13 protein-coding genes are annotated in these 13973 nt (G+C 63.5%); 10 read left to right on the top strand and 3 right to left on the bottom strand.

What is annotated here, in order from left to right:
- The first annotated feature begins 4 nt into the window (after positions 1-4).
- From lptB to N5B55_RS01470, 8 genes are all read left to right on the top strand, one after another.
- Positions 5-793 carry an LPS export ABC transporter ATP-binding protein gene (gene lptB / locus N5B55_RS01505; RefSeq protein WP_004633384.1) on the top strand — a complete coding sequence of 263 codons (789 nt, stop codon included), beginning with the start codon at positions 5-7 and terminating at the stop codon, positions 791-793.
- A 96-nt stretch (positions 794-889) separates the two neighbouring features.
- Positions 890-2401 carry an RNA polymerase factor sigma-54 gene (locus N5B55_RS01500; protein WP_304538917.1) on the top strand — a complete coding sequence of 504 codons (1512 nt, stop codon included), beginning with the start codon at positions 890-892 and terminating at the stop codon, positions 2399-2401.
- Positions 2402-2451: 50 nt separating this feature from the next.
- Positions 2452-2805 (top strand): ribosome hibernation-promoting factor, HPF/YfiA family, encoded by a 354-nt coding sequence (gene hpf / locus N5B55_RS01495; RefSeq protein ID WP_004633388.1) that lies wholly within the window; start codon positions 2452-2454, stop codon positions 2803-2805.
- Between the two features lie 346 nt (positions 2806-3151).
- Positions 3152-3607 carry a PTS IIA-like nitrogen regulatory protein PtsN gene (ptsN, locus tag N5B55_RS01490; RefSeq protein ID WP_012761097.1) on the top strand — a complete coding sequence of 152 codons (456 nt, stop codon included), beginning with the start codon at positions 3152-3154 and terminating at the stop codon, positions 3605-3607.
- A 73-nt stretch (positions 3608-3680) separates the two neighbouring features.
- Complete coding sequence (gene hprK / locus N5B55_RS01485) at positions 3681-4655, top strand: HPr(Ser) kinase/phosphatase (protein ID WP_004633393.1); 975 nt, start codon at positions 3681-3683, stop codon at positions 4653-4655.
- Between the two features lie 182 nt (positions 4656-4837).
- On the top strand, positions 4838-5167 hold the full coding sequence (locus N5B55_RS01480) for a PsiF family protein (RefSeq protein WP_154206290.1): 330 nt from the start codon (positions 4838-4840) through the stop codon (positions 5165-5167).
- 94 nt (positions 5168-5261) lie between these two features.
- A complete protein-coding gene (gene rapZ, locus N5B55_RS01475) occupies positions 5262-6155 on the top strand; it encodes an RNase adapter RapZ (RefSeq protein WP_012761095.1) in 894 nt (297 codons plus the stop codon).
- A 99-nt stretch (positions 6156-6254) separates the two neighbouring features.
- A complete protein-coding gene (locus N5B55_RS01470) occupies positions 6255-6908 on the top strand; it encodes an LON peptidase substrate-binding domain-containing protein (protein WP_012761094.1) in 654 nt (217 codons plus the stop codon).
- A gap of 30 nt (positions 6909-6938) precedes the next feature.
- Here the strand turns inward: N5B55_RS01470 and mutY are convergent, their stop codons facing one another.
- The 3 genes from mutY to mutM form a co-directional block, all read right to left on the bottom strand.
- Positions 6939-8087: an A/G-specific adenine glycosylase gene (gene mutY / locus N5B55_RS01465; protein ID WP_304538916.1), complete on the bottom strand. Its 1149-nt coding sequence runs from the start codon at positions 8085-8087 to the stop codon at positions 6939-6941.
- A gap of 103 nt (positions 8088-8190) precedes the next feature.
- Positions 8191-10134, bottom strand: a complete 1944-nt coding sequence (locus tag N5B55_RS01460; protein ID WP_027678307.1) for a dynamin-like GTPase family protein — start codon at positions 10132-10134, stop codon at positions 8191-8193.
- A gap of 288 nt (positions 10135-10422) precedes the next feature.
- Positions 10423-11298, bottom strand: a complete 876-nt coding sequence (gene mutM, locus N5B55_RS01455; RefSeq protein ID WP_304538915.1) for a bifunctional DNA-formamidopyrimidine glycosylase/DNA-(apurinic or apyrimidinic site) lyase — start codon at positions 11296-11298, stop codon at positions 10423-10425.
- Between the two features lie 101 nt (positions 11299-11399).
- Between mutM and N5B55_RS01450 the strand changes: the two genes are divergently transcribed.
- Positions 11400-13337 carry a tetratricopeptide repeat protein gene (locus tag N5B55_RS01450; protein ID WP_304538914.1) on the top strand — a complete coding sequence of 646 codons (1938 nt, stop codon included), beginning with the start codon at positions 11400-11402 and terminating at the stop codon, positions 13335-13337.
- Positions 13337-13960 (top strand): lipoprotein insertase outer membrane protein LolB, encoded by a 624-nt coding sequence (gene lolB / locus N5B55_RS01445; RefSeq protein WP_065858770.1) that lies wholly within the window; start codon positions 13337-13339, stop codon positions 13958-13960. Before N5B55_RS01450 ends, lolB begins: the two co-directional genes overlap by 1 nt.
- Positions 13961-13973 lie beyond the last annotated feature (13 nt).

The following is a 13973-nucleotide window of genomic DNA, read 5'->3' as shown; positions in this document are numbered from 1 at the left end:
GCCTATGTCCGCCACCACCCTCGCCCCCAAAACTGCAGCGCCGCAGGCCACGACTTCCAGCACGCTGGTCGTCCGCCATCTGAAGAAGCGCTACGGCACGCGCACGGTGGTGAAGGACGTGTCGCTTGACGTGAAGAGCGGTGAAGTGGTCGGTCTCCTGGGCCCCAATGGCGCCGGTAAAACGACCTCGTTCTACATGATCGTCGGCCTGGTGGCGCTGGACGCCGGCGACATCGTGCTCGACGGCGAGCACATCAGCCGCCTGCCGATCCACCAGCGTGCACGCATGGGCCTGTCGTATCTGCCGCAGGAAGCGTCCGTGTTCCGCAAGCTCAACGTGCAGGAAAACATCCGCGCGGTGCTCGAGCTGCAGGAGCAGAACGGCAAGAAGCTCTCGCAAGACGAAGTCAATCGCCGCCTCGACGGCTTGCTCGATGATTTGCAGATCGCTCATCTGCGTGACAACCCCGCGCTGTCGCTCTCGGGGGGCGAACGTCGGCGCGTGGAAATTGCCCGTGCGCTGGCCTCGTCGCCGCGCTTCATCCTGCTCGATGAACCGTTTGCCGGCGTCGACCCGATTGCGGTGGGCGAAATCCAACGCATCGTCAGCTTCCTGAAAGACCGCAACATCGGGGTGCTGATCACCGATCACAACGTGCGTGAAACGCTGGGCATTTGCGATCACGCCTACATCATCAGTGAGGGCACCGTGCTGGCCGCCGGCATGCCCGAGCAAATCATCGAGAACGAGGACGTACGGAAGGTCTATCTGGGCGATAACTTCCGGATGTAAGGCGCGCCGCACGCTTACGCCTTAAGGACGTGGCAAAGGCGCACCTTAAAGCAAAATCCGTTCCATCGGCGAAGTGTTGGGCATAGAATAGCCCGCATGAAACAGTCGCTCCAGCTCCGTCTCTCTCAGCATCTCGCGCTCACGCCGCAGTTGCAGCAATCGATCAGATTGCTGCAGTTGTCGACCATCGAACTGCAGCAGGAAGTTGAACAGGCCCTCACCGAAAACCCGCTGCTGGAGCGTGAAAACGAGTGGCTCGACACCTCCGCCCGCATTGGCGCAGACGGCTCCGTCAACGCGCTGCAAAGCAACAGCGCCACGCCCCTTCCCACTGAATCACCTCCGCCCGCACCCAACGGCGGCGAGAGCAGCAACAGCTCGGACAGCAGCTACGAAAACGGCCACGACAACGGTGCCGATTTCGACAGCGATTACGGCTCCGACCGCTCCGACTGGAGCCTTGACGACTTCGCCCGCAAACCGCAATCCGATGAAGACGATCGTGCTCCGCTGCAGTTGCGCGAAGCCGAACAAAGTCTGCGCGAATTCCTCATGGAACAGCTCGCGCCGCTCAAGCTCTCGATGCGCGACAAGGGCCTCGTCATCTTCCTGATCGAGTCGCTCGACGACGAAGGCTATCTGTCGGGCACGCTCGACGAAATCCTCGCAGACCTGCCGACCGAACTCGAAGTCGAACTGGACGAACTCCAAGCCGCCCTGCGCATGCTGCAGAGCTTTGATCCACCGGGCATTGGCGCGCGCTCGGCAGCCGAATGCCTTTCGTTGCAACTGCATCGGCTCGACTCGCCCGCGAAGGCGCTGGCGCTCGTCATCGTCAATCAGCATCTCGAACTGCTGGCCGCGCGCGACTACACGCGCCTGAAGAAGGCGCTGTCCGTCGACGAGCCCGCGTTGAAGGCAGCGCATGAGCTGATTCGCTCACTGACACCATTCCCGGGTCATGCTTTCGGCCGTGCTGAAGCAGATTTCGTGGTGCCCGACGTGATCGTGCGAAAAACGAGCGCAGGCTGGATGGCGCAACTGAACCCCGACGTCATGCCGCGCTTGCGCATCAACGACATGTACGCGCAGATTCTGCGCAGCAGCCGTGGCGAGTCGGGCGCCGCCAATCTGCAGCAGAAGCTCCAAGAAGCACGTTGGCTGATCAAGAACATTCAACAGCGCTTCGATACGATCCTGCGTGTCTCGCAAGCCATTGTCGAGCGTCAAAAGAGCTTCTTCACGCACGGCGAAATCGCCATGCGCCCCTTGGTTTTGCGGGAAATAGCCGATACACTGGGTCTACACGAGTCCACGATCTCCCGTGTGACAACCAACAAATACATGGCGACCCCGATGGGGACGTTCGAGCTGAAGTACTTCTTCGGCAGCCATGTATCGACGGAAACCGGCGGGGCGGCGTCATCCACCGCGATACGCGCGCTCATCAAGCAACTTGTAGGAGCCGAAGACCCGAAGAATCCTCTGTCCGATAGCAGAATTGCCGAACTGTTAGGCGAACAAGGATTCGTGGTGGCCCGTCGGACGGTGGCCAAATACCGCGAAGCCCTCAAGATCCCTGCAGTGAATTTGCGCAAGTCTTTATAGCCGCATCGCGGGCAGTTCCGGTGCGGCTCATCTTGAGAAGGAGAACCGCTATGAACTTCAAACTCAGTGGACACCACCTGGACATCACGCCTGCTTTGCGTGAGTACGTGGAAACGAAACTGGAGCGTGTGATCAGGCACTTCGATCAGGTGATTGGCGTCAGCGTGTTGCTATCGGTCGATAACCACAAGGAGAAGGATCGGCGTCAGTACGCGGAAATCAACCTGCACCTCAAGGGTAAGGATGTCTTCGTCGAATCACACCATGAAGATCTTTATGCGGCCATCGACCTACTCGTCGATAAGCTCGACCGGCAAGTGATCAAATACAAGGACCGCGTGCAAGGGCACGATCGTGACAGCATGAAGCATCAGGCCTTCCAAGCCGTGCAGATGCAGCAATAGCAAGACCGCACCACAGAAACCGCGCCCCGAGGTGGCGCGGTTTTTTTATGTGGTGGTGCATTCGTGACGAATCCGATTGCAACCGATTTAAGTCGGGCTAAAATCTGACGAAAGTATGAACGCTGGCGTGGCGCGGCTTTTGGCGCGATGCTGGCAAAAACAGGGTCGATGCCAGGAGCACATTGCCGGCACCGGCCGATTGCAGCCCTGGGGGATTCGCTTCTCTGCCCTGCGCGGTGCACCTCTAGTGCGCCGCACAAAGCCGCGCGGCGCGTGGTCTATAATGACCCGATTGTCCGTGCGCCATCTTGGTGCAGAAGGACGCCGCTCATTTCACGCATTGCACATGAATCGCTTGGCCAAACTGCTGCCGCCCGGGAACATTGCCCTCGACGTCAGCGTAACCAGCAAGAAGCGGGTATTTGAACAGGCCGGCCTGCTGTTCGAGAACAACCACGGCGTGACGCGCGCAGTTGTCACCGACAACCTGTTTGCGCGCGAGTCGCTGGGCTCCACGGGCCTGGGCGCCGGCGTGGCGATCCCGCACGGCCGGATCAAAGGGCTCAAACAACCGCTGGCAGCTTTCATGCGCCTGTCCGAACCGGTGCCCTTCGAGTCGCCTGACGGCAAACCTGTCTCACTACTGATTTTCCTGCTGGTGCCGGAACAGGCCACCCAGCAGCATCTGGAAATCCTGTCTGAAATCGCCCAGCTGCTGTCCGACCGCGACATGCGCGAAGGCCTCGCCACCCTGCCGTCGCCCGAGGCGATTCACCAGCTACTGACCGACTGGCGGCCCTGATTGCAACGCAATCGGGGGCAAGCGCAACCGATTGCGAACGCGCCATGCCCCGTCGGCACTACCGTGCCTTGCTATGGAACTGACCGGCGTCATCGCCCAATCGATCTTTGACGACAACGCAGCCGATCTGAAGCTGTCGTGGGTCGCCGGCCTGGAGGGCGCCGACCGCGCGTTCGACGTGGATTTCGCGAAGGAAGCGACCTCTGCTGCCGATCTGGTCGGACACTTGAACCTCATCCACCCGAACCGCATTCAGGTGCTCGGCAAGCCCGAGATCACCTATTACCAGCGCCTGTCGGAAGAAAACCGCAAGCGACAGATGGGCGAGTTGATCCTGCTGGAGCCGCCCTTCCTGGTGGTGGCCGATGGAGTGGATCCGCCCCCTGACCTGGAGCTGCGCTGCACGCGCTCTTCCACGCCGCTGTTCACGTCGCCGATTTCCTCGGCTGCCGTCATCGATCACCTGCGTTTGTATCTGTCTCGCATCTCGGCACCGCGCGTGACGATGCACGGGGTGTTTCTCGACATCCTGGGCATGGGCGTGCTGATCATGGGCGATTCGGGCCTTGGTAAAAGCGAACTGGGCCTGGAGCTGATCTCGCGCGGTCATGGCTTGGTGGCCGACGATGCTGTCGATTTTGTCCGCCTGGGGCCGGACTTCATCGAAGGTCGCTGCCCGCCGCTGCTGCAGAATCTGCTGGAAGTGCGCGGACTGGGGCTGCTCGACATCAAGACGATCTTCGGTGAGACGGCTGTGCGCCGGAAGATGAAGATCAAGCTGATCGTCCAACTCGTGCGCCGCAACGATGGCGAATTCGAGCGCCTGCCGCTCGACTCGCAGTACCTCGACGTACTCGGGTTGCCAATCCACATGGTGAAGATCCAGGTGGCGGCCGGCCGCAACTTGGCCGTGCTGGTCGAAGCCGCCGTGCGCAACACGATCCTGCGCCTGCGCGGCATCGATACGTTGCGCGACTTCATGGACCGCCAACGCGCCGCCATGCAGGCCGAAGCCGCATCCCACTCGCCCCAGGGCCGCCTGCTTTAACAAAGCCGCCACAAAGTTTCGTATTCAGACCGGTTTACCCTAGTTTTCGCTGCGAAACGTCAACCCGACGTGCGGCCTCCCCGTTGTGGGAGTGAATGCGCCGAGCACACGCGGTGGCGTTCATCGCGAGCGCGGCGGCCTTTTCCGCCGGCTCTTCTGACGGTACCAAGGAGAATACGACGATGAAACAACTGATTGCCGCTTGCGCCCTGGCGCTCCCGTTCCTGGCCGGCCAGGCTTTCGCCCAAGGCAGCGCACCCGCAGCCGCGCCGGCCGCCCCGGCAGCCAAGAATTCGCAGCAGGACAAGATGAAGCAATGCAACATGGACGCCGCCGGCAAGAAAGGCGACGAGCGCAAGGCTTTCATGAAAGGCTGCCTGTCGGACAAGCCGGCAGCTGCCGCCAAGCCGATGACGCAGCAGGAAAAGATGGCAGCCTGCTCCAAGGCCAACAAGGGCAAGAAGGGCGACGAGTACAAGAACGCCCAGAAAGAGTGCCTTTCGAAAGGCTGAGCAATCCCTTAGCCTCGCTTAAACAAAGGCGGCCGGATCGGTCGCCTTTTTTGTTGGTCGCTGCTTTGCAATACAGGGATGCTATCCTCGCGGCATGCGGATCATTCTCATCACCGGTATGTCGGGTTCAGGGAAATCGGTCGCCCTGAACGTACTCGAAGACGCAGGTTACTACTGCGTCGACAACCTGCCCGCGCAGTTCATCCCCGAACTGGCGCGCTATCTGGCGGACCAGGGTTATACGCATCTGGGCGTGGCCACTGACATCCGCAGCCGTGAGTCACTGCGCAAGGTGCCCGAGACGGTCACCGTGCTGCGCAAGGAACACGACGTTCGCATGCTGTTTTTGACGGCGAGCACGAACGCGCTGGTGCAGCGCTATTCCGAGACGCGCCGCCGGCATCCGCTGTCGATCCGTAACGGCCGCCCGGATGCCGCCGCCAATGTTCAGGCCGCCGCCAAGGGTCTCGACACCTCGCTCATCGAAGCGATCGAGATGGAGCGCGAGTTGCTCAGCCCGCTCGCCGATCCTGCACATCGCATCGACACCAGCACGCTGCGCACCAACGCCTTGCGCGCGTACATCAAAGAATTCATCAGCGACGAGCCGCACGACATCACGTTGATGTTCGAATCGTTCGGCTTCAAGCATGGCGTGCCGACCGACGCCGATCTCGTCTTCGACGTGCGCTCACTGCCCAACCCGTACTACGACACGCAATTGCGCCCGCTCACGGGCCGCGATCAGCCCGTCATCGATTTCCTGCAAAGTCAGCCGATGGTCCTTGCGATGGCAGAAGACATCCGCGCCTACGTGGAAAAGTGGCTGCCGAGTTTCATCGCCGACAACCGCAGCTACCTGACCGTCGCAATCGGCTGCACGGGAGGTCAGCATCGCTCGGTGTACATCGCGGAACGGCTTGCCACGTACTTCCGCGCGCATGGTAATGTGTTGGTCCGCCACCGCGAATTGGCCGTAGATGGCTGAGCGCGCCGGAAATCTCCCGCGCGAGTCGGTCCCGTTTGGATGCGGCTTCTTGCGCGGCGCCACGCGAAGGTCTTGCCGCCGCCTGCTGAAAGCCCGTCCATGCAAGAAGACATCGCTCTCTCTCCGTTCTCGCCGCTGCCGCCGCTGCCCACCGAGTTGCCGTTGTTTCCGTTGCACACGGTGCTGTTTCCGGGCGGTCTTCTCCCGCTGCGCATTTTCGAAGCTCGCTACATGGACATGGTGCGCACGTGCCTGCGCGACAAGACGCCGTTCGGCGTCTGCCTGATCGAGCGCGGCAACGAGGTCGGCACCACCGACAACCCGACTGTCCCGGTTGACGTGGGCTGCATTGCCCACATCACCGAATGCGATATGGAGCAGCTCGGCCTGCTGATGATCAAGGTGCGTGGCACGCAGCGCTTCAAGGTGCTTTCTTTCGAGACGACGCCCAACGGGCTCATGCGCGGCACGGTCGAACCCATCGGCGCCGACGTGGAAGACTGCAAAGGCGAACTCTTCGACGATTGCGTGGGCGCCCTGCGCCGCATCATCACGACGCTCGGCTCGCGCGAAGACGGCAACATCCCGATGGTCGAACCCTACGAGTGGAACAGCCCGAGCTGGGTCGCGAATCGGCTATGCGAGCTGCTGCCGGTGCCGCTCAAGGCCAAGCAGAAATTGATGGAGCTGATGGACGCCGGCATGCGCATCGAGATTGTCCATCGCTACATGAAGCAGCATCACATTCTGTGATGCCAACGCAGCTAAGCCTGCCCGTGTTGCTCAGATCAGGCTTGGCTGTACCAGCGTCTCAAGCGCCAATTTCACCGGCGCAGGCAATCCCACTGAATTGAGTTGTGCAAGCGGTACCCAGCGCCAGTCGTCGTCGAGCGCGGCGGGGGCGGCGATCGTCGCGCGCAGCAAATGCATGTGCAGACGGAAGTGCGTGAAAGCGTGCGTGAGCGCGCCGGCCGTCTCCACGGTTGAGACGTCGCCATAGGCCTGCGCGGCACGACGCACGGTGCCCACATCCAGCGGATGCGCTTCGAGCGCGTCGTCCATCTCACCTACCAGCGGCAAAGACCATAAGCCGCCCCAGATACCGCGTTGCGGTCGGCGCTGCAGCAGTACCGCGTCGGCGTTCAGTGCGATGACGAGTGTCGCCGCGCGCTCGGGTATCGCCTTGCGCGGCCGCGGCACGGGCAGCTCCATCACGCGATCAGTCCTTCGCGCTTCGCACAGCGATTCCAGCGGACAGGGCCGTTCGCCGCTGAGGCAGGCAGGCTTGCCGCGCGTGCACACCGTCGCCCCAAGGTCCATCAAACCCTGCGTGTACGGTTGAATGCCCTCTGCCGGCGGCAGCACGGCTTCGGCGATGCGCCACATGGTGTCTTCGACGCGCTTGTCGCCAGGAAAGCCGTCAATGCCGAACACGCGTGCGAAGACGCGCTTGACGTTGCCATCGAGAATGGCCGCGCGCACGCCGTACGAGAACGCTGCGATGGCCGCCGCAGTCGAGCGGCCAATGCCCGGCAGCATCGCTAGCACGGCGGGATCGCGCGGAAAGATGCCGCCGTGTTCTGCCACCACGAGCTGCGCGCAGCGATGCAGGTTGCGTGCGCGCGTGTAGTAGCCGAGGCCGGCCCACGCAGCCATCACGTCGTCTGCCGGCGCAGCGGCCAGCGCCTGCACGGTCGGGAAGCGCTCGATGAAGCGGGCGTAGTAGCCCAGCACCGCGCTCACCTGCGTCTGCTGCAGCATGATCTCTGAAAGCCACGTGCGATACGCGTCGCCGGTGTTCTGCCACGGCAGATGGTGGCGGCCATGACGCTGCTGCCAGGCGACGACGCGCGCGGCAAAATCGTCGGGAAGAGAAGGCAAAGCGGCGGCAGGTTGCGCGGCGCGGCGCGTGCGGCGAGGGGTGGCGGTCATGCGTGTGATGAAAAAGCGGCCAGCAGAAGAGGCGCGCTGGCGGCGATCCTACCAGAACGAAAAAAGCGCCCGCAGGCGCCTTCTTCGGGAGCAACGATGCGCGTCAGGCCGCGAACGACTGACGTTCCAGGATGGTCCCGGCCGCGAGAATGCGGTCGGTGTACTGAGCGATCGTCCCGCTGCGCTCATCGAGCGTATTGAGCAGCGCTTCGAGTTCGGTGATGCGCGCTTCCAACGTATCGGTGGCCTCGTGAATGCGCTCGATCGAATCCACACGCTTGCGCAGTTGCTTCTGATGATCGCGGACCTGCGCTTCGAGTGGCGTCATGACCGACTTCAGCCAAATCTCGATGTCGCGGTTCATGTCCTGGAAGGTATCCAGTACGCGGCTGGCCACCGTCGAGAACGCGCCATGCACGAGCTGCGGCTTCGGACGGGTCAGGAAGCTGAATGCGCCAAAGTGGTTGTGCGCCAGCATCAGCGTCTCTTTCAGGTCAGCGTCATAGCGCGTGCCCAAAAAGCGCAGCGGCGGCGACAGCGTGAAGCCGTGCTCGGCGTTGAACTTCTTGTACATGCCGTCGACCATCTGGTGCAGTTGGTCGATGCGGTTGGCCGCGTCGCGCACCAGGCCCGTCAGGTGGCCGAAGAGCTTGTCCATGTCGTCGCGCAGGCCGCGCGAGAACACGCGCTCCTTCATCTTCTCGCGCGCCTCGCGCATCGTCGAGCGGATCTGCTTGAGCTGCACGCTCTTGATGATCTCCGCGCTGTGGCGGCCGAACACCGTGCGCAACGCCTGGAACTTGGCAATGCTCTGCTCGAACTCTTCCTTCTCGCCCTGCACGCGCATCAACATGTGCTTGACCATCGTGTGGTTCTTGCCGCGCAGGCCGCGCAGTTCGAACAACTGCTCGACGATGTCACGGCGGCGCATCTGCAGCAATTGCTGCGCGCCCGCGGCCATGTCCTTCACCGCCAGCTGCACTTGTTCAGTGACGATCTCGCGACGCTGAGGGATCAGCTGATCCGACAGCACCGACTCCAACTCCGGCAGCCGGCTCTTTGCCAGCAGCTCATGATCGTGGCTGACCTTAGCGAGCAGACCCTTCTGCGCCGACACCGGATACACGCGCTCGACATCGATATCGAGCACCTGCGCCGTCGTCATGATCTGCCGGCTGACTTCGCTCTCGACTTCCTCTTCGGACTTGAGCGGATCCCACAGGCCATCGACCTTGTTGAGCACCGCGATGCAGCCCTTGCGCTGGCCACCGCCCACGTGCGAGCGCCACAGCTCCAGGTCGCTCTTGGTCACGCCGGCGTCCGCGGCCAGCACGAACACAACGACGTGTGCATCCGGAATCAGGCGCAGCGTCAGTTCCGGCTCGGTACCGATGGCGTTCAGGCCCGGCGTGTCCAGGATCACCAGCCCCTGCTTGAGCATCGGGTGCGGGAAATTGATGATCGCGTGGCGCCACTTCGACACTTCCACCGTACCGGCGGCATCCACCGAGAAGGCGGCGTCCGGATCGGCGTCGTTATAGAGGCCTAGCTGCTCGGCTTCTTCCTTCGGCACGCGCACGGTTTCCACCACGTGGCGAAACGCTTCCAGCATGCCCTCGGGCGACGAAGGATCGAGCGGCACCGACAGCCAGTGGCTTTCGGCATCGCGAAAATCGGCGGTCGACGCATCATGCAGACGCGTCTCGATCGGCAACAGACGGATCGACGGCGGATAGCTTTCGTCGTACATCAGCTCGGTCGGACACATCGTGGTCCGGCCCGCTGACGAAGGCAGGATGCGGCGGCCGAAATCAGCGAAGAAGATCGCGTTGATCAGCTCACTCTTGCCGCGAGAGAACTCGGCTATGAAAGCAACCTTGAGCTTGTCGCTGCGCAGCACGCCTCGGATGCGCTGTGCGCGCATGTCAGCCTGCGCGTCGTACAGCTCCTGGGCTTGCAGCCAGTCTTGGAATTCCCCCACCGACTGCAGTACCGAAGCGCGCCAGGCGCTGTACTGCTCGAACTGTGTGCTCAGTGTGTTGTTCATCGTTCTGTCTTATTGTGTGCGCGACCGGACAGCGGGAAAATGCGCGCGCCCCTCGACATCGCTGTTACCGCCCAATTACGGCACAGAAATGCACAAATTTAGGTGGAACGATACAGCGAACCGCCGGCTTCCGGGCGAACTTTCAGCACGGTTCTCCGGCCCGGGCGGACAAGTGTTGCGGGATGCCATCGAAGACCCCGCACCCCACTTCAAAAACCTTGCGAAATGGCGTGCAGATCGCTCCGGCACGGCGTTTCCAGGCAGCTCCCGGTGGCTTGAGCCCTCCGATCAGCGCTGGCAGGTCGGGCAGTAGAACGTGGAGCGCTGGCCCTGCACGATCTGGCGGACCGGCGTGCCGCACACACGACACGGCAGACCGGCGCGGTCGTACACGAAGGCATCAAGCTGAAAGTAGCCGCTTTGCCCGTCGGAGCCGACAAAGTCCCGCAGCGTGCTGCCGCCCCGGGCGATGGCATCGGCCAGCGTGGCGCGAATGGCCTCGGCCAGCGCCGCATAGCGCGGGCGGCTGATGCGTCCCGCTGCCGTGGTCGGCCGAATGCCGGCGCGAAACAGGCTTTCCGAACAATAGATGTTGCCCACGCCGACCACGATGTCGCCCGCCAGCAGTGCCGACTTGATGGCCACCCGGCGCCCGCGCGTGCGGGCAAACATCCAGTCGCCGTCGAATCGCGCGTCGAACGGCTCAATGCCGAGGTTGCGCAGCAGCGGGTGTTCGGCCAAGCCGGCTTCGTCGCCTGCATGCCAAAGCACGGCACCAAACCGGCGCGGGTCGCGATAGCGCAGTGTGACGGGTACGCCAGTTGCGTCGGCGAGTTCGATATCGACGTGATCGTGCAGGCCGGGCGGCACGGGCGTTTCCAGCACGCGCAAGGTGCCTGTCATACCAAGATGGATGAGCAACCAGCCGCCTGCGGTTTCGGCGCGGCCGCCGGATTGTTCGGCCCCGGGCATGCATTCGATGAGCAGGTATTTGCCCCGGCGCAGCAAGCGCGTGACAGTCAGACCGGCCAGCAACTCCGGCAGCGCCGGATCGACGGGCCAGCGCAAGCCGTGATGGCGCACCACCACGCGAACGATACGTCGCTCCGTAATATGCGGTAGCAAACCCAGGCGAGTGACCTCGACCTCCGGCAACTCAGGCATCGAACCTCCATCCCATGTGCTGCTCCAACCTTTTTTACGATGCGGGCGATTGTAGCGGTCAGGCTACAATGCCCCGAACCCCTATCCGGAGCTTCGAGACCATGCCTCACGCCCTCTCCCATTCGCCCGCGACGCAACGCCCGCGGCGATTCCCGCGCAGCAGAACGGCCCTGCTGGCCGCGCTGCTGGCGGGAGGGCTGACGAGCCTGCCGGCATGGTCGTCGCAGTCGACGGCCGTCGCCCCGCTGATCGCCCAAGCTACAAAGGAAGGCGGCGCGGGTGATCGCGCGGCCGTGCAGATTGAGCGCTCACGCCCGCGCACCGGCCTGCTGAGTTCGGAGCGGACGGATCTGCCGCGTGTCGCACTCAATGAAGACATCATGTACCGCGTGCTGGCATCGGAAGTGTCGCTGCAGCGGGGGTTGGTCGAACCGGCGTACCGCACCTATCTTGCGCTCGCGCAAGATACGCGCGACCCCCGCTTTGCCCAGCGTGCGACCGAAATCGCGTTTCTGACGCGCTCGCCTGCGCAAGCGATGACCGCGGCGCGCCTGTGGGTGGAACTGTCGCCGACGTCGATGCCGGCTCGCCAGGTACAGCAACTCTTGCTCGTGGCCACTGGCCAGTGGTCGGAAGTCGAACCGATGCTGCAGGCGCAATTGAACAAGGTCTCGCCGGGCCAACGTGCCGATGCCCTGCTGCAATTGCAGCAGCAGATGTCCAAGAGCAGCGATCCGGCGGGTGCCGTCGGTGCGCTGCAGCGCATCGCCTCGCATGACATGCAGCGCCCCGAAACGCATCTGGCCTTGGCGCGCGCGAAGGTTGCCGCCAAGGATATCCCCGGCGCGCTGGCGGAACTGGACACCGCGCTCAAGCTGCGCCCCGGGTATGAAGACGCCGCCATCCTCGCCGCCGAACTGCGTGCCGACGGCGACCCTGATGCGGCCATCGCCGGCCTGCGCAGCTTCCTGAAAGCCGCGCCGGCGTCCATCGACGGCCACCTGGCGCTCGCCCGCATGTACCTCGTGCGCAATCAGCAGGACAAGGCGCGCGCTGAATTCGAAACGCTCAAGAAGATCGCGCCCAACGATGCGCGCATCACGCTTGCCCTGGGCCTGCTGAACCTGCAGCAGCGCCAGTACGACGACGCCGAGCGTTACCTGAAGGAATACGTCGCCGCCACCGCCAAGTCGCCCACACTGAGCCCCGAGCCCGGCTACCAGGGCCTTGCCCAGCTGGCAGAGGAAAAGCGCGACTACGCCGGTGCGCTGGGCTGGGTCGACAAGATCACCGGTTCCGCCAACGGCGACGCCGACGGCCAGACCGCATTGGCGGCCGGCATCAAGCGCGGCCAGCTGCTCGGCAAGCTGCGCCGCATCGACGAGGCACAACAGACCTTCGACGAGCTCGTCGCCGATTCCGAAGACGTGCCCGACGGCCCGCGCCGCCAGGCCCTGATGGATGGCATCCGCCAGGCCGAAATCGGCATGCTGATGGACGCCAAGGCCTACGGCCGCGCCCGCGCCCGCGTCAACGAGCTGCTCAAGAACGATCCGGATAACGTCGAGTATTCGTACCAACTGGCGATGCTCGAAGAGCACGACGGCCACTACGACAACATGGAGACGCTGCTGCGCAAGGTGATCGACCTGCGTCCCGGCCAGGCCATCGGCTACAACGCGCTCGGCTATTCGCTGGCCGATCGCAACGTGCGCCTGCAGGAAGCACAGGAACTGCTCGAGAAAGCCGTATCGCTGGCGCCGGATGATCCCTATATCGCCGACAGCCTCGGCTGGGTCAAATACCGTCGCGGCGATCTGCCCGGCGCCACCGACATCCTGCGCAAGGCCTGGACTGCCGCGCCGCAAGCCGAAATCGGCGCGCACCTGGGCGAAGTGCTGTGGCAATCCGGCAAGCAGGACGACGCGCGCCAAGTCTGGACTGAAGCGTCCAAGCTTGACGTGAACGACACCACGCTGCGCGACACGCTGCGCCGCTTCGGACAGCCGGTACCCAACGTTCCCGTGAGTGCAAATTGATGGCCATGCGGTTCACGCGCGCGCTTGGCGCGCTGATGCTCGGCGCCGGCTGCGCACTCTTCAGCGGCTGCACGAGCTTGCGACCAGCCAACGACCTCTTTGCCGGCGCGCAAGACGCCGATGCCAACATCACGCGCTATCAGGGTCGCTTCTCAGCGCGTTACACGCAGAACAACGCCGAGCAAAGCGCCGTCGGCAGCTTCCTCTGGCGGGAGCGCGGGCCCGACGTCCAGCTTGAGTTGATGTCGCCGTTGGGCCAGACGCTGGCCATCGTCAGCCAGAGTACCCAAGGCGCCACGCTCGAGCTCCCGAACCAGCCGCCGCGCCGGGCGCCCGAAGTCGACACGCTGATGCAGGACGCGCTCGGCTTCTCGCTGCCGGTTTCCGGCTTGCGCGATTGGCTGCGCGCCCGCCCCGCTCCCGGCACACCGGCACGCGTGGCACGCGATGCGCAATCGCGCCCCGAAACCATCGAGCAGAACGGCTGGACTGTCCACTACGTCGCCTGGGCTGACGACAGCAACCATGCCGACCGCGCCAAAGCCAGCATCCGTCGACTCGATCTCGATCGACCACAGGGCGCCAATGGTCCGCTATCGGTGCGGCTCGTGCTCGACCAGTAACGCCTCGCTTCGT

The organism is Ralstonia pickettii (genome assembly GCF_030582395.1).
Taxonomy (GTDB): Bacteria; Pseudomonadota; Gammaproteobacteria; order Burkholderiales; family Burkholderiaceae; genus Ralstonia; species Ralstonia pickettii_D.
Note: the sequence above shows the minus strand (reverse complement) of the source record. Positions and strands in the feature narration are given on the sequence as shown.